Origin of the sequence: Cellulomonas edaphi (assembly GCF_030362815.1) — a bacterium.
Classification (GTDB): domain Bacteria; phylum Actinomycetota; class Actinomycetes; order Actinomycetales; family Cellulomonadaceae; genus Cellulomonas; species Cellulomonas edaphi.
Genome location: NZ_JAUCGR010000002.1, coordinates 500,505 through 515,309 on the forward strand (window position 1 = coordinate 500,505; position 14,805 = coordinate 515,309).

Here is a 14,805-nt window from a genome sequence, read left to right on the forward strand (position 1 = left end):
CGGAAGTGTGCGGGGACTCACGGCTTCAACGTGCCGACGAGGCCGATGATTCCCGGCCTGCTGCGCTGCGGCGGGGCCCGCGAGGCGCGGTCTGTCAGCCCGCGGGCTTGACCGTGAGGACGGGGCACGGCGCGTCGAACAGGACGCGCTGGGCGTTGGCGCCGAGGATCAGCTTGCCCACGGGGCTGCGCCGGCGCAGGCCGATGACCACGAGCTCCGCGTCGACCTCCTCGGCGGTGCTGATCAGGTCGTCCGCGACGTCTCCCCCGTCCAGCAGCCTGATCTCGTGCGACGTGCCCGCACCCGTCAGATCGGCGTCCACCCTCGCGAGCTCGGCCTCGACGGCGGCGCGCTCGTCCGCGGGCTCATCGGGACGGGAGCTGACAACCACCACGACGTTCGTGCCTCGCAGATCGGCCTCGGCGACCGCCGCAGCGAGCGCCGCCCGGCCCTCAGGTGTGGCGAGGTATCCGACCACGATGCCCATGACGCGCTCCCGTCTCCCTGCAGACCACCGATCCACCGCTCGGCGGGTCGACCCGGGCGCATGCGGTCCCTGGCTGGCCACCGCGGCGTACGACCGTGCGGGCGTGACGCTACCGGAGCACGGGCTCCCCCACGACCCCGCGCGACGCTCGCCGAGCGAGATCGCGCTCACGCCGCCGTGCGCCGCGCCCATCCTGGCGGGACCGCCGCCCGCAGCAGGTCCTGCACCATGCGGCCGAGGCGGTAGCCGGGGTCGTGCTCCAGGGCGCGCTCCAGCAGGATCTGTGCGCGCGCGCCGTCTCCCTCCCACCAGGACAGCATCCCGAGCAGCGTGAGCGCGGGCGCCTGGTGCCCGGCCCGCCCGTGCGCGACCACCGCCTCGAGCGTGCGCGCGTGCAGGGCGCCGAGCTCGCGCGGCGGTTCGACGCCCTCGTCGCCGTCCATGATGAGGCGCAGGGCGGCCGCCATCGCAGCATCGTCGGCCGGAGCGGGCATCGCCCCCACCACGCACCGCTCGGCGAGGTCACCGGTCCCCGGCACCAGCGCCACCAGCACGGCGTCGCGCACCCGTCGGTCGGCGAGGCCGGCCTCGAGGCGACCCCACGGCGCGGCGCGGGCGGTCCCGGTGCCGTCGACCCGCGCCACGGCGGCCCGCCACGCCCGGACCGAGTCGAGCCGCCAGCGGGAGACGGCGTCGGGCCCCGCGAGCCGCGCCTGGGCGCCGCGCACCTCCCACCGACGGCGGACGCGCCCGACGGACCGGCGCAGCTGGTCGTCCGCACGCCCGATGCGCACCAGGTCCTCGCGCGAGCCGGCGACCGTCGAGCCGGCGAGCACCATGTGGGCGCCCACCTGGGTGGACTCCAGGTCGCGCAGCGGGCGCCCGCCGCGGGGGCAGCAGCGCTCGTCGTCGCAGTCGAGGTCGAGGTAGCCGGTCGGCGTGCTCACGAGCACCTCGACGTCGCCGAACGGCCCACCGGCCGCCTCGCGCACGTGGTGGGCCGCGTCGTGCAACGGCGAGGTCCGACCCCGCGGGTCCGTGCCGTCGCTGTAGAGGACGCAGATGATCCGGCGGGCGCCGTCACGGTCCATCGTGGCGATCGCCGAGCGCGCGAGCTGAGGACCGCGCTCGTGGTCGACGACGTCCTGCAGGTCCATGCGCATGATCAGCCCGAGCCGCCCTCGGGGCGGCCGCAGGCTCACGAGCACCACGCTGTCGCGCGGACGAAAGCCCAATCGGTGCGGGATGTAGGCCAGCACCTCGCGCGGCTCGCTGACGCGGATGGTCTCGATCTCGGTCTCCATGGCCCCAGCCCAGCCGAGACGGTCCGGGCCGCGGGGCCGTCCGCCCACATCTGTGCACGCGCGCTCCGGCGATCGGTGGCTGTGGTCGCGTCGGCGGGCGGCCGGTCTGCGCGGCTACCCTGGCCCGATGCTCCGACGTCGGCCGGTTCTCGTGGTGCTCGCGTGCACCCTGACCTCGACGGTTCTCGTCGGCTGCAGCTCGAGCGCACCCGCGCAGCTCGAGCCCAGCCGGTCCGCCGCCGTCGTCGCCCCCGAGCCGTCGCCGGCCGAGACGCTCCTGCCCGACACGACGCCCACGGGCTCGCAGGTGGGAGGCCTCGCCGCGGGCTTCCCCTCGGCGCTCCTGCCCGTCCCGGCCGGGGCGACGGTGCTGCTGTCGGCAGCCGCGCCCGTGCCCGACTCGGACCTGGTCGACGTGAGCCTCAACCTGCGGACCACGCAGTCCGCGTCCGACCTGCTCGAGGCCGTCAGCGGACCGCTGGAGAAGGCGGGCTTCACGCGTTCCGAGTCACCCGAGCGCGAGCCGGACCTGGCGGCCCAGGCGGCGTTCACACGCGACCACGGCAAGGAGCGCGTGATCCTGGGCATCCTCGATGCGGACGGCGTGCGGACGCTGACGCTCAGCGGACAGGTCGACCCCTCGGTCACCTAGGCTGCCCGCGTGAGCACCACGTCTGCCGCCCTGACCGATGCCGACGGCGTGCGCGCGAGGGTGGACGGCCACATCGCCGACCACCTGTCGCAACTGCGGGCCGAGCTCGCGGGCATCGGCGCCGACGCCGCTCCCCTGGCCGACGCGGTCGAGCAGATGCTCTCGGGCGGCAAGCGGCTGCGAGCGGCCTTCTGCTACTGGTCGTGGCGCGCCCACGGGGGCGTCCCGGGCACGGCCGCCGAGGTGAGCGTGCTGCGCGTGGGTGCGGCGCTCGAGCTGTTCCAGGCCGCCGCGCTCTTCCACGACGATGTCATGGACGACTCCGACACCCGTCGCGGGTTCCCCGCGGCGCACCGCAGCTTCGCCGACCGGCACCGCCGCAGCGGCCTGGAGGGCGACGCCAGGCACTTCGGCCAGTCCGCCGCGATCCTGCTCGGGGACCTCGCCCTCGTGGCCAGCGAGCGCGAGTTCGCGGAATCGCTCGCCGGCATCCCCGAGCCGGCCGCGCGCCGGGCCAGGGGCGTCTTCGATCTCATGCGGACCGAGGTCACGGTCGGGCAGTACCTCGACGTGCTGGGCCAGTCGCTGCCGTGGGGCGACGACACCGTCGCCGACGAGGCGCGCGCTCGTGAGGTGATCCGCGCCAAGTCGGCGCGCTACAGCGTGGAGCACCCCGTGGTCCTGGGCGCCGCGCTCGCGGGCGCGTCGGACGCCGAGCTCGCGACGTGCCGGTCGCTCGGCCTGCCGCTGGGTGAGGCGTTCCAGCTGCGCGACGACCTCCTGGGCGTGTTCGGGGATCCCGCGTCGACGGGCAAGCCCGCCGGCGACGACCTTCGCGAGGGCAAGCGCACGGTCCTCGTGGCCCGGACCGTGGCGCGCGCCCAGGAGGACGGGGACGCACGCACCCTGGACCTGCTCCGCCGCACCCTCGGGGACCGGCACGCCTCGGCCGAGGCGATCACCACGTTGGCACGTGCCGTCCGCGCCTCCGGCGCCGTCGAAGACCTCGAGGTGCTGATTGCCAGCCTGAGCGCGGAGGCCTTCGCGGTGATCGACGCCCAGGACTGGCTCGATCCCGCGCGCAGCATGCTCGTCGCGCTCGCGCACGCGGCCGTCGACCGCGCTGCCTGAGTCCGAGAGCCCGGCCTGAGTCCGAGAGCTCGGCCTGAGTCCTAGAGCTCGGCCTGAGCGAGCCGCCGCACCTCGGTCTTGCGGCCCTCGCGCAGCGCGGCGATGGGCGAGCCGCGCAGACCCTCGAGCTCGCTGAACAGCCAGACGACGGCCTCCTCGTCGCTGAACCCGGCGTCGCGCAGCAGCGTGAGGGTGCCCTGCAGCGCCGCCAGCACGGTCCACTGCGGCAGACCCTCCGCCCGCGAGGGCGCCGAGGGGTTCGCCAGGTGGCCGGGCACAAGGAAGGCAGCCGGCACCGAGAAGACCTTCGGGTCCCCGCGGCGGACGCCGACGAGGCGGCCCTCCTGCACGAGGCGGCGCACCTTGCCGGCATCCAGCTCGAGCCGTTCAGCGACGTCGGGAACGGTCAGCCATTCGTCGACGAGCGCGTCGGGGGTCGTGGTGTCAGTCACGCCGTCAGCCTACGCAACGCGCACGAGGCTCCACGCGATCACCCCGTGCAATTCGGACTCGGGGTTTTCAGGCACCAGTTCGTGGACTACGTTCACATTCTGTCACTCCAGTAACAGTGGTGACATCCTGTCACTCGCGCACCAGGGGATCCGACCATGACGCAGCCCACCGCCACCCGCCCGGACGTCCGCAAGCTCGCGACGACGAGCACGGGTGCGATCGCGCTCGCCGCCATCGCGGTCGGCGTCTCTGCCACGGCGGCCGACGCGAACGAGCGCTACACCGTGCGCGCGGGCGACACCGTGAGCCACATCGCCCTGCGGACCGGCACCACAGTGGCCTCCATCGCGCGCGCGAACTCGCTCGCAGACGCCTCGCGGATCCACGTCGGGCAGGTGCTGTCCATCCCCACGTCGGGACCGACTGCGAGCACCACGCACGCCAAGCCCGCGAAGCCCCGTGTCACGCACACCGTGCGCGCAGGAGACACCGTCAGCGCGATCGCGCACCGGTACGGCACCACCGTCGCCTCGGTCGTGGCCAAGAACCACCTCGATGCGCGGGCGATGATCCGCGTCGGCCAGGTGCTCACCATCTCCGGCGGCTCGAAGGCCACGGTCGCGCCGTCACGCTCGACCCACGCGACCCCGGCCAAGGTGCGCTACACCGTGCGGTCCGGTGACACGGTCGGCGCGATCGCCGCCAAGCACGGCATCAGCGTCGCCGCGATCGTCAAGGCGAACGGCCTCGGCGCCAACGCGCTCATCCGCATCGGGCAGGTCCTCACGCTCCCGGGATCGACGAGCACGAAGAGCGCGACCCCGTCGGGCGGCAAGGTCCCGAGCACGTTCGCCGGCCGCACCTACTCGCAGGCGGTCGTGGGCGCCGCGAACGCCAACAAGGCGACGCTCGAGCGCATCGGGGTGCCCAGCAAGGCCGAGATGCAGCGCAAGGTCGTCAGCACCGCCCGCAAGATGGGCCTCGACCCCGCGCTCGCGCAGGCGATCGCCTACCAGGAGTCGGGCTTCAACCACACGGCGGTCTCCCCCGCCAACGCCATCGGCGTCATGCAGGTCATCCCGTCGTCGGGCGAGTGGGCCTCGGACCTCGTCGGCCGGCACCTCAACCTCCTGGACCCCCAGGACAACGTCACGGCGGGTGTCGCGATCCTCCGCTCGCTGGTGCGCACGTCTCCGGACCTGCCCCGGGCCATCGCCGGCTACTACCAGGGGGCGAGCTCGGTGCGGAAGTACGGCATGTTCGCGGACACGCGTCGGTACGTGGCGAACGTGCAGACGCTCATGACCCGCTTCGGCTGACCCGAGCGCCTCCACCGCATGCACACACCTCGCCCGTAGACTCTCGCGCGTGGGAGCAACCGTCACAGATCCACTCGTCGGCCGCATGGTCGACGGGCGGTACGAGGTCGTCTCCCGCATCGCCCGGGGCGGCATGGCGACGGTGTACCTCGCGGTCGACCGGCGCCTGGACCGCGACGTCGCCCTCAAGGTCATGCACCCGCACCTGGCGGAGGGCTCGTCCGGCGCCGACTTCGTCGCCCGCTTCCGCCGCGAGGCCCGCACGGCGGCCCGGCTCACGCACCCGGGGCTCGTCGGCGTGTACGACCAAGGGGTCGACGGCGAGACCAGCTACCTCACCATGGAGTACGTCGACGGCGTGAACCTGCGCCGGCGCATCGGCGAGGTGGGCGCCCTGACCGTCGGCGAGGCGCTGACCGTCGCCGCGGCCGTCCTCGACGCGCTGGCCGCCGCGCACCGCGCCGGCCTCGTCCATCGCGACGTCAAGCCCGAGAACGTCCTGCTCGCGTCCGACGACAGGGTCAAGCTGGCCGACTTCGGCCTGGCCCGCGCGGTCACCGAGGTCACCGCCACCACCACGGGCACCGTGCTCGGCACGGTCGCCTACCTGGCCCCCGAGCTGGTGGTCCGCGGCGCGAGCGACGCGCGCACGGACGTGTACGCGTGCGGCGTCCTCATCTTCGAGATGCTCACCGGCCACCAGCCCTTCGTCGGCGACACGCCCATCCAGGTCGCGTTCCAGCACGTCAACACCGACATCCCCGCGCCGTCGGACCAGGTGGACTGGCTCCCCATCGAGATCGACGACCTGGTGCGCGCCCTCGCGGCTCGCGACCCCGAGGACCGCCCGATCGACGCCGCGGCCGCGGCCGTGCTCCTGCGGCGCACGCGGGACGCGCTCGACGCCGAGACGCTCGACCGTCGCGCGGACGTCGCGCCGTCCATCGTGCTGCCGGCGGCGACGGACCCCGACGAGACCGATCTGGGCGAGTCGCTCGACACCGAGGACGAGGACGCCGACGCCACCGCCCGCCTCGAGCTGCACGAAGGTCCCGGGTCGACCGTGGCCCTGCCCATCGGGCTCGCCGGCGCGCTCGAGCCCGCGAAGGTCGCACCCGCGCGCCGGCGCCGTCACCTGGTGCGCTGGCTCGTCGTGCTGCTGGTCGCCGTCGCGGCGGTTGTCGGCGGCATCTGGTGGTACGGATCGGCCGGCCCCGGGGCCTGGACCGACATGCCGAAGGTCGTCGGCCAGACGCAGGACGCGGCCGAGAAGGTGCTCGTGTCCACCGGCCTCGAGGCGCGCACGGTCGAGGAGTACGACGGCGAGACGCCCAAGGGCGAGGTCGTCTCGACCGTCCCGGTGGCCGGCGAGTCCGTGCGCAAGGGATCGACCGTCGAGCTCACCGTCTCGAAGGGGCCCGACTACGTGCAGGTCCCCTCGGGTGTCATCGGGCAGATGCAGGACAAGGCGGACGCCAAGCTCCAGGAAGCCGGCCTCAAACCGGTGTACGCGCCCGACGAGTACGACCCGAAGGCCTCGATCGGCGAGGTGCTGAGCGCCACCCTCCCGAACGGCGAGTCGGCCGACCCGGGCACGCGCACCACCCGCGGCACGGAGGTGACGCTGACCCTCTCGAAGGGGCCGCAGCCCGTCACCGTGTCCAGCGTCGTCGGCGCGACGCTCGACGTCGCGAAGAAGCAGCTCAACGGCGACGGCCTCAAGGTGAAGTCCACCAAGGCCTACAGCGACACGGTGCCCGAGGGCCGCGTGGTCAGCCAGGACCCGAAGTCGGGCACGGGCGTGCACGAGGGCGACACCGTCAAGCTCGTCGTGTCCAAGGGCCACGCACCCGTGGTCGTGCCCCCCGTGGAGCGCATGAGCTTCGGCGAGGCCAAGGCCGCGCTCGAGGCGCTCGGCTTCGTGGTCAACCGCCAGAACTCGTGGGGCGGCTTCCTCGGGCAGGTCGTCGACCAGAGCGTCGACGCCGGCACCAAGGCCGACTGGGGCAGCACCATCACGCTCACGGTGGTCTGAGGACCCCCGGGGACGCGGCCCGCCGACGGCGCGAGGTCTCCCCCGCGCCGTCGGTGGTGCAGCCGCCGGCGACTACGCCGCGCGGAGCAGCTCGACGACCTGGAAGGCCAGCTCGAGCGACTGCTGGTGGTTCAGGCGCGGGTCCACGAGCGTCTCGTAGCGGCGCGCGAGCCCCTCGTCGTCGATCTCCTCGGAGCCGCCGAGCACCTCGGTGACGTCGTCGCCCGTGAGCTCGATGTGCAGGCCACCGGGCACGGTGCCCAGCCCGCGGTGCACCTCGAAGAAGCCGGCGACCTCGTCCATGACGTCCGAGAAACGCCGCGTCTTGTAGCCCGATGCCGAGGTGATGCCGTTGCCGTGCATGGGGTCGCAGACCCAGGTCACCGGCCGTCCGTCCGCCGTGACCTTCTCGACGAGCGACGGCAGCAGGTCGCGCACCTTGCCCGCGCCCATGCGCGTGATGAACGTGATGCGGCCGGCCTCACCCTGCGGGTTGAGCTTGTCGATGAGCGCGAGCGCGTCGTCCCCGGTCGTGGTGGGCCCGAGCTTGATGCCGATCGGGTTCTGCACCCGGGAGAAGTAGTCGACGTGGGCGCCGTCGAGCTGCCGGGTGCGCTCGCCGATCCACACGAAGTGGCCCGAGCAGTCGTAGGGCAGGCCCGTGCGCGAGTCGATCCGGGTCAGCGGACGCTCGTAGTCCAGGAGCAGCCCCTCGTGGCTCGAGAAGAAGTCCACCGAGCGGAGCGCGTCGAAATCGGCACCGCACGCGGCCATGAACCGGATGGCCCGGTCGATCTCGGCGGCGATCTCCTCGTAGCGCGAGTAGGCCGGGTTGGCCGTGAAGCCACGGTTCCACTCGTGCACGCGCAGGAGCGACGCGAAGCCGCCGGTCGTGAAGGCGCGGATGAGGTTCAGCGTCGAGGCGGACGTGTGGTACGCCTCGAGAAGCCGCTGGGGGTCCGGGGTGCGGGCCTCGGGCGTGAACTCGTACCCGTTGATGATGTCGCCACGGAAGGCGGGCAGCGTGACGCCGTCACGCGTCTCGCTGTCGGACGAGCGGGGCTTGGCGTACTGGCCCGCCATGCGACCCATCTTGATGACCGGCAGGCTCGCGCCGTAGGTCAGCACGACGGCCATCTGCAGGATCGTCTTGATCTTGTTGCGGATGTTGTCTGCGGTGGCCTCGCCGAACGTCTCCGCGCAGTCGCCGCCCTGGAGCAGGAACGCCTCGCCGCGGCCGGCCGCGGCGAGCTGCGCACGCAGGTGGTCGGCCTCGCCCGCGAACACGAGCGGGGGCAGGTTCGACAGCCGCGCGGTGACCGCCTCGAGCGCCGAGGCGTCCGGCCACTGAGGCTGCTGCACCGGCGACAGCGAGCGCCAGGCGTCGAGGCCCTCGAGGACCCCGGGGTCGGGCGCGATCGTCATGCGTGGCTCGCCGGGACCAGGTCCTGCCCGATGTCGGACAGGAGCGCGCCGAACCAGGGCTGGGACACGTCGAACGCCTTGCCGCCCGCGATGCGCGGGAACTCGATGGCGCGCAGCACGTCGCCCTGCTCCTCGTCGTGCCCGATGACGCCGGACTCGCCGCGCAGCGCGGACTCGACCGCGAGGTCGGTCATGGACTTGATCAGGCGCAGGTCCTCGGCGTTCGCCGCGGCCGCACGGGAGTAGTAGCCCGACTTCTGCACCATCGTCTTCTCCGCGCCCAGCTTCTCGCCGAACTGCTTGGCGAACCACTGTCCCGGGTTGACGGTGTCGAGCTTCACGTGGCCGAACGGGTCGCGCTCCACGGGCGTGCCGGCGGCCTCGAGCTGCTCGACGATCTCGTGCATGCCGGCGCCCTCGGACAGGAAGATGTTGACGTTGCCCTGGCTGTCCATGATCGCCTTGAGCCGCTCGGCCTCGGCGTCGATGTCGAGCGCGAGCTCCGGCACGAAGACGGCGTGGATGTCCCAGCGCTCCCGCGTGAGGCCGATGCCCGGGACCCACTGCTGCTGGTCGAGCCACTTGCGGTACTCGACGGCGGCCGCGGCCGTGAGCCATCCGCAGTGCCGGCCCATGACCTCGTGGACGATGAGCATGCGCGGGCCCGAGCGGTGCTCGCCGATGATGTTCGCGGCGAAGCCGGCGGCCTCCTCGGCCGCGGTCCAGGCGCCCAGCGACTGACGGATCGGGATGACGTCGTTGTCGATCGTCTTGGGCAGGCCCACCACCGTGAGCTCGTAGCCGTTGTCGTGCAGGTACGCGGCGAGGTCGGCGGCCGTCGTGTTGGTGTCGTCACCGCCGATGGTGTGCAGCACGTCGACGCCGTCGGCCTTGAGCCGCTCCGCGGCGACCTTCAGCGGGTCCTCGCCCTCCTGCACCAGGCCGCGCTTGACGCAGTCCTTGGCGTTGGTGAGCTTCACGCGGGAGTTGCCGATGGGCGAGCCGCCGAAGCGGTGCAGGATGCCGGCGTTCTTGCGCACCTCGTCGTCGATGACGACCTTGTCCCCGCGCAGCAGGCCGTAGTAGCCGTGCTCGTAGGCGATGATCTCGACGTCCGGCGCGATCTCGGTGTAGCGCTCGATGAGGCCCCCGACGGCGGAGGACAGGCACGGAGCGAAGCCACCCGCGGTCAGGAGGGCGACGCGACGAACCGACATGAGACACACCTCTCGTAGAACTGCACTGGTTGCACCTGCTGGAGCAGGTCTCGAACGTAGGCGGCGCGCGTGCGCGACGACCGGGACCGAGGTCCGGTCAGCGGCACAGGGCCGACGGGGTCATCCTACTGACGCCGCGTCGTCGTCCTTCGGGGGGACCGGAACCTGGACGTCCGGCACCGGGCGGCCCCCGGGCGCGGTCGGCGCCTGGTCGTCCGCGCCGCCCGCGGCGGCCGGATGGCCCGTGGCGATCCGGGCCTTCTGGGTGGCCGCGTAGACGTCCACGTACTCCTGGCCGGACAGGCTCATGATCGCGTACATGATCTCGTCGGTGACCGAGCGCAGGATGAACCGGTCGTTCTCCATGCCGCGGTACCGGCTGAAGTCGAGCGGCTCACCCACCACCATGCCGATGCGCATGACCTTGGGGATGGTGCGCCCGAGAGGCTGGGCGACGTTGGTGTCCACCATCGCGACGGGGATCACCGGGGCGCCGGACTCGATGGCGAGCCGTGCGATGCCGGTCTTGCCACGGTAGAGCCGCCCGTCCGGGCTGCGGGTCCCCTCGGGATAGATCCCGAACAACCCGCCCTCCTCGAGCCGCCGGAGCCCGGTGCGCAGTGCCGCCTCGCTGGCCTTGCCGCCGCCACGGTCCACGGGGATGGTGCCGACGCCGCGGAAGAAGCCCGCCTGCAGCCGGCCCTTGAGCCCGTGACCCGTGAAGTACTCCTGCTTGCCGATGAACACGAGCTCGCGGTCGAGCATGAGCGGCAGGAAGAACGAGTCGATCACCGCGAGGTGGTTGCTCGCGAGGATCGCGGCACCCTCGGCCGGGATGTTCTGGGCACCACGGATCCACGGTCGGTAGACCAGGTGCAGGAGCGGACCCACGAAGACCCGCTTCATCAACCAGTAGAACAAGTGCTCACCTCTCCAGCCGGCATGCCCCGCAGCCCGTAGCGCGGGCCGGACACCGTTGCCGCACCGTCCGACTCTAGAGTGCTCCTATGGCTCCTCGCCCCGACGACCCGGACGAGCCGGCCCTCGGTCCGGACGCCGACGTCCCCGGACCCGAGGACATCGGCTCCTCGGCGCACGCCGACGACCCCGCCACCCCGGCGCCCGACGGACCTCCTGAGCGTGCCCCGGAGGTCGTCGACGACGAGCAGTGGGCCGCCATCGTGGCGCAGCTGGGCGAGGTCGACAGCACCGACGCGCCGAGCAGACCCGCGCTCGACTTCCCCGTCGCGCCGTGGGTCGAGGGCGCTCACGTCGTCCGTCCCGCCGAGCAGGCCCCCGCCGGTCGCGACTGGGACGGCACGTCGCAGTACGACGACGCCGAGGCGGCCGTCGACGAGGCCGACTCGTTCGTCCCGCCGGACCCCGGTCCCGTGCTCGGCGGTGACCCGCTGCTCACGATGGCCTGGTTCGCGGCGGCCGGCATGCCGCTGTTCCTGCTCGTCGTGCTCGTCGCGTGGCGCGACGCCCCCGCGGCGCTCGTCCAGGCCGCCTGCGCGGTGTTCGTGCTCGGCGTCGCGGCGCTCGTGTGGCGCATGCCTCACCGGCGCGACCCCGACGACGACGACACGGGCGCCGTGGTCTGACGTCAGAGCCGCGCCAGGTCTGCGGCGCCGACCATGCCGGCGTCGTTGCCCATGGCCGCGACGACGAACGTCGCCTCGGGACGGTGCCCCCGGCCCGAGAGCTGGTCGCTGAACGCCTTGCGTGCGGGCGCCAGCAGCAGGTCACCCGCGGCAGCGACGCCGCCGCCGACGACGATCAGGGCGGGGTCGAGCAGCGCGGTCGCCGAGGCAGCGCCCTCGCCCAACCAGCGGCCCAGCTCGGAGAGCAGCTCGACGGCCAGCGGGTCACCCTCCCCGGCGGCCTGGGTCACGTGCGGTCCGGTGATCGCGTCCACCGACCCTCCCGCGAGCTCGAGTATGCGCCCCGCGCGGTCCTTCTGCGTGTGGGCGGCCGCCTGCGCGTCGCGCACCAGCGCACGGCCCGACGTGTACTGCTCCCAGCAGCCCTCGTGGCCGCAGCCGCAGTAGTGCCCACCGGGGACCACGCGCATGTGGCCGATCTCGGACGCGACGCCCCACGCCCCGCGGACCAGCTCGCCGTTGGACACGATCGCGCCCCCCAGGCCGGTCCCGACCGTGAGCGTGAGCATGTCGTCGACGTCCTGCGCGGCCCCGAACCGGAACTCGGCCCAGCCGGCGGCGTTGGCGTCGTTCTCGACGACGATCGTGACCTTGTCCTCGATGAGGGCCGCGACGTTGTCACGCAGCGGGTAGTCGCGCCACGCGATGTTCGGCGCGAACAGGACGCCCGAGCGGTCGGCTGCGACGAACCCCGCCGCCGCGAGGCCGATCGCGGAGATCTGGTACGACGCACTCAGCTCGGCGTACACGTCCGCGATCGCGCGGTCGATGCTCGCCGCGTCGTCCGGGGCGGTGTCGCGGCGCGTCTGGGCCACGATCGTGCCTTCGTCGTCCACGACGCCCGCCGCGATCTTGGTCCCGCCGATGTCCACACCGATGGCGTGCATGTGTGAGTGCTCCTACGCGATCGTCTCCGTTGGTACCGCGACCACGCGGCACGGGTGCCCACGCTAGCGGTCTGCGAGGGGTGCGAGGGACGACCAGGGTCCCACCGCCGCGCAGATGACCCGGTCGGGGGCTGGCGTACTGGCGAGTAACGTCCCGTATCCTCATGCTCACTTCGCCACCTGCCACTGGAGTCAGCATGGACGAGTTCCGTACGCCCCTGCTCATCGAGGTCGATCCGTCGAGCAACCTCAACACGCTGTTCGCTGCACGCGTCGAGTCCGCCCCGGACGCGCCCGTCGTCGAGCACAAGACCGAGCCCGAAGGACCCTGGATCCCGATCACCGGGCGCGAGCTCGACGCCGAGGTGGTCGCCGTGGCGAAGGGCCTCGTGGCGCGCGGCGTGCAGCCCGGCGACCGCGTCGGGATCATGTCGCGCACCCGCTACGAGTGGTCGCTGCTCGACTGGGCGGCCTGGGCGGCCGGCGCCATCCCCGTCCCGCTGTACGAGACGTCCTCGGCGGAGCAGGTGTCGTGGATCCTCACCGACGCCGACGTCTCGCTGCTCGTCGTCGAGACCGCCGAGCATGCGGTGACGGTCGCCGAGGTGCGCCCCGACGCCCCCAACCTCCGCGACGTCCTCGTGCTGGACGAGGGCGCCGTCGAGGAGCTCGTCACGGCCGGCGCGCAGGTCGCGGACGAGGAGATCGCCCGGCGGCGCTCGCTCGCCGTCCTGGCCGACACGGCCACCGTCATCTACACGTCGGGCACCACCGGGCGCCCCAAGGGCGTCGAGCTGACCCACGGCAACTTCTACGAGCTCACGGTCAACACCGTCGCGGACCTCAACGAGGTGGTCTCCGAGCCTGGGGCCCGGACGCTGCTCTTCATGCCCCTGGCCCACGTGTTCGCGCGGTTCATCCACGTGCTCTGCATGCCCGCCGGTGCGGTGCTCGGCCACACCCCGGACACGCGCACGCTGCTCGAGGACCTCGCGTCGTTCAAGCCGACGTTCATCCTCGCCGTGCCCCGCGTGTTCGAGAAGGTCTACAACTCGGCCGAGCAGAAGGCGGTCGCGGGCGGCAAGGGCGCGATCTTCCAGCGCGCCGCGAAGACGTCGATCGTCTACTCGCGCGCGCTCGACACGCCCCGCGGGCCGAGCCCCTGGCTGCGGCTGCAGCACCGCGTGGCGGACGCGCTGGTGCTCAAGCGCCTGCGCAACGCGCTGGGCGGGCACGCCCGGTGGGCGATCTCCGGCGGCGCCCCGCTGGGCGAGCGGCTCGGCCACTTCTACCGCGGCCTCGGGCTCGTGGTGCTCGAGGGCTACGGCCTGACCGAGACGACGGCCCCGGCCACTGTGAACCGGCCCTCGCGGTCCAAGATCGGCAGCGTCGGCCTGCCCCTGCCGGGCACGTCCGTGCGCATCGCGGAGGACGGCGAGGTCGAGGTCAAGGGCATCCAGGTGTTCCGCGGCTACCACGCCAACGACCACGCCACCGCGGAGGCCCTGAGCGACGGCTGGTTCCGCACCGGTGACCTCGGCGCGATCGACGAGGACGGCTACCTGTCGATCACGGGCCGCAAGAAGGAGATCATCGTCACCGCGGGCGGCAAGAACGTCGCCCCCGCCGTCCTCGAGGACCGGCTGCGCGGCCACCCGCTCATCAGCCAGGTGGTCGTGGTCGGCGACGCGCAGCCCTTCATCGCGGCGCTCGTCACGCTCGACCCCGAGGGCGTGCCGGGCTGGCTCGCCGCGCACGGCAAGCCGGCGCTCAGCATGGCGGAGGCCGCGACCGATCCCGACGTGCTCGCCTCCATCGACAAGGCCGTCGAGCGCGCCAACAAGGCCGTCTCGCGCGCGGAGTCGATCCGCAAGTACCGGATCCTCGACACGGACCTCACCATCGCGAACGGCTACCTCACGCCCAAGCTCAGCGTGAAGCGCTCGCTGGTGCTCAAGGACTTCGCCACCGAGGTCGACGCGCTCTACGCGGGCAAGCGCGAGGACTGACGCCCGGGGATGGGCCCCGCTTCACACGGCGGGGTCCATCCGCAGCGGCGGGACGAGCCCGGACGCGGCCAGCACGCCGATGGCGCGCTGCTCGGCACCGTCGAGGTCGACGCCGTCGGCTGCGACCAGCGGCGCGTCCGGCCGCCCGATCGCGAGGAACGTCACCACGCAGTCGCCGCACGCCGCCGGGCGTGCGGTGCAGCTCTCGCAGTCGATGATCAT

The 14,805-nt window shown here is 72.8% G+C and carries 14 protein-coding genes; 6 read left to right on the plus strand and 8 right to left on the minus strand.

Annotation, left to right across the window (positions count from 1 at the left end; all coding sequences use genetic code 11):
- Positions 1-94: 94 nt before the first annotated feature.
- Positions 95-487, minus strand: coding sequence for a universal stress protein (locus QRT05_RS08615; protein ID WP_289446707.1), 393 nt, complete (start codon positions 485-487; stop codon positions 95-97).
- Positions 488-654: 167 nt separating this feature from the next.
- Entirely contained in the window at positions 655-1,791 is a 1,137-nt protein-coding gene (locus QRT05_RS08620; protein WP_289446708.1) for a DUF4192 domain-containing protein, read from the minus strand.
- 127 nt (positions 1,792-1,918) lie between these two features.
- On the opposite strand from QRT05_RS08620, the gene QRT05_RS08625 reads away from it, so the two are divergent.
- Positions 1,919-2,443 carry a hypothetical protein gene (locus QRT05_RS08625; protein ID WP_289446709.1) on the plus strand — a complete coding sequence of 175 codons (525 nt, stop codon included), beginning with the start codon at positions 1,919-1,921 and terminating at the stop codon, positions 2,441-2,443.
- A gap of 9 nt (positions 2,444-2,452) precedes the next feature.
- Entirely contained in the window at positions 2,453-3,574 is a 1,122-nt protein-coding gene (locus tag QRT05_RS08630) for a polyprenyl synthetase family protein (protein WP_289446710.1), read from the plus strand.
- A 41-nt stretch (positions 3,575-3,615) separates the two neighbouring features.
- On the opposite strand, the gene QRT05_RS08635 is transcribed toward QRT05_RS08630, so the two are convergent.
- Positions 3,616-4,026, minus strand: a complete 411-nt coding sequence (locus QRT05_RS08635; protein ID WP_289446711.1) for an Rv2175c family DNA-binding protein — start codon at positions 4,024-4,026, stop codon at positions 3,616-3,618.
- A 156-nt stretch (positions 4,027-4,182) separates the two neighbouring features.
- Here QRT05_RS08635 and QRT05_RS08640 point away from each other — a divergent pair, with 156 nt between their 5' ends.
- Positions 4,183-5,346 carry a lytic transglycosylase domain-containing protein gene (locus tag QRT05_RS08640; RefSeq protein ID WP_289446712.1) on the plus strand — a complete coding sequence of 388 codons (1,164 nt, stop codon included), beginning with the start codon at positions 4,183-4,185 and terminating at the stop codon, positions 5,344-5,346.
- A 49-nt stretch (positions 5,347-5,395) separates the two neighbouring features.
- Positions 5,396-7,381: a Stk1 family PASTA domain-containing Ser/Thr kinase gene (pknB, locus tag QRT05_RS08645; RefSeq protein WP_289446713.1), complete on the plus strand. Its 1,986-nt coding sequence runs from the start codon at positions 5,396-5,398 to the stop codon at positions 7,379-7,381.
- Positions 7,382-7,453: 72 nt separating this feature from the next.
- On the opposite strand, the gene QRT05_RS08650 is transcribed toward pknB, so the two are convergent.
- The 3 genes from QRT05_RS08650 to QRT05_RS08660 form a co-directional block, all read right to left on the minus strand.
- Positions 7,454-8,806, minus strand: a complete 1,353-nt coding sequence (locus tag QRT05_RS08650; RefSeq protein ID WP_289446714.1) for a class II 3-deoxy-7-phosphoheptulonate synthase — start codon at positions 8,804-8,806, stop codon at positions 7,454-7,456.
- Entirely contained in the window at positions 8,803-10,023 is a 1,221-nt protein-coding gene (locus tag QRT05_RS08655) for a pyrophosphate--fructose-6-phosphate 1-phosphotransferase (RefSeq protein ID WP_289446715.1), read from the minus strand. Before QRT05_RS08655 ends, QRT05_RS08650 begins: the two co-directional genes overlap by 4 nt.
- Before the next feature lie 120 nt (positions 10,024-10,143).
- Positions 10,144-10,944, minus strand: a complete 801-nt coding sequence (locus tag QRT05_RS08660; RefSeq protein WP_289446716.1) for a lysophospholipid acyltransferase family protein — start codon at positions 10,942-10,944, stop codon at positions 10,144-10,146.
- A gap of 86 nt (positions 10,945-11,030) precedes the next feature.
- Here QRT05_RS08660 and QRT05_RS08665 point away from each other — a divergent pair, with 86 nt between their 5' ends.
- Positions 11,031-11,627 carry a hypothetical protein gene (locus QRT05_RS08665; RefSeq protein ID WP_289446717.1) on the plus strand — a complete coding sequence of 199 codons (597 nt, stop codon included), beginning with the start codon at positions 11,031-11,033 and terminating at the stop codon, positions 11,625-11,627.
- A 2-nt stretch (positions 11,628-11,629) separates the two neighbouring features.
- Here the strand turns inward: QRT05_RS08665 and QRT05_RS08670 are convergent, their stop codons facing one another.
- Positions 11,630-12,574, minus strand: coding sequence for an ROK family glucokinase (locus QRT05_RS08670; RefSeq protein WP_289446718.1), 945 nt, complete (start codon positions 12,572-12,574; stop codon positions 11,630-11,632).
- A 197-nt stretch (positions 12,575-12,771) separates the two neighbouring features.
- Here QRT05_RS08670 and QRT05_RS08675 point away from each other — a divergent pair, with 197 nt between their 5' ends.
- Positions 12,772-14,583: an AMP-dependent synthetase/ligase gene (locus QRT05_RS08675; protein WP_289446719.1), complete on the plus strand. Its 1,812-nt coding sequence runs from the start codon at positions 12,772-12,774 to the stop codon at positions 14,581-14,583.
- 21 nt (positions 14,584-14,604) lie between these two features.
- Here the strand turns inward: QRT05_RS08675 and QRT05_RS08680 are convergent, their stop codons facing one another.
- Positions 14,605-14,805, minus strand: a complete 201-nt coding sequence (locus QRT05_RS08680) for a hypothetical protein (RefSeq protein WP_289446720.1) — start codon at positions 14,803-14,805, stop codon at positions 14,605-14,607.

Coding starts and splice junctions, on each gene's coding strand:
- QRT05_RS08615 (WP_289446707.1), bottom strand. CDS start 487: ATGGGCATCGTGGTCGGATACCTCGCCACACCTGAGGGCCGGGCGGCG.
- QRT05_RS08620 (WP_289446708.1), bottom strand. CDS start 1,791: ATGGAGACCGAGATCGAGACCATCCGCGTCAGCGAGCCGCGCGAGGTG.
- QRT05_RS08625 (WP_289446709.1), top strand. CDS start 1,919: ATGCTCCGACGTCGGCCGGTTCTCGTGGTGCTCGCGTGCACCCTGACC.
- QRT05_RS08640 (WP_289446712.1), top strand. CDS start 4,183: ATGACGCAGCCCACCGCCACCCGCCCGGACGTCCGCAAGCTCGCGACG.
- QRT05_RS08650 (WP_289446714.1), bottom strand. CDS start 8,806: ATGACGATCGCGCCCGACCCCGGGGTCCTCGAGGGCCTCGACGCCTGG.
- QRT05_RS08655 (WP_289446715.1), bottom strand. CDS start 10,023: ATGTCGGTTCGTCGCGTCGCCCTCCTGACCGCGGGTGGCTTCGCTCCG.
- QRT05_RS08665 (WP_289446717.1), top strand. CDS start 11,031: ATGGCTCCTCGCCCCGACGACCCGGACGAGCCGGCCCTCGGTCCGGAC.
- QRT05_RS08670 (WP_289446718.1), bottom strand. CDS start 12,574: ATGCACGCCATCGGTGTGGACATCGGCGGGACCAAGATCGCGGCGGGC.
- QRT05_RS08675 (WP_289446719.1), top strand. CDS start 12,772: ATGGACGAGTTCCGTACGCCCCTGCTCATCGAGGTCGATCCGTCGAGC.
- QRT05_RS08680 (WP_289446720.1), bottom strand. CDS start 14,805: ATGATCATCGACTGCGAGAGCTGCACCGCACGCCCGGCGGCGTGCGGC.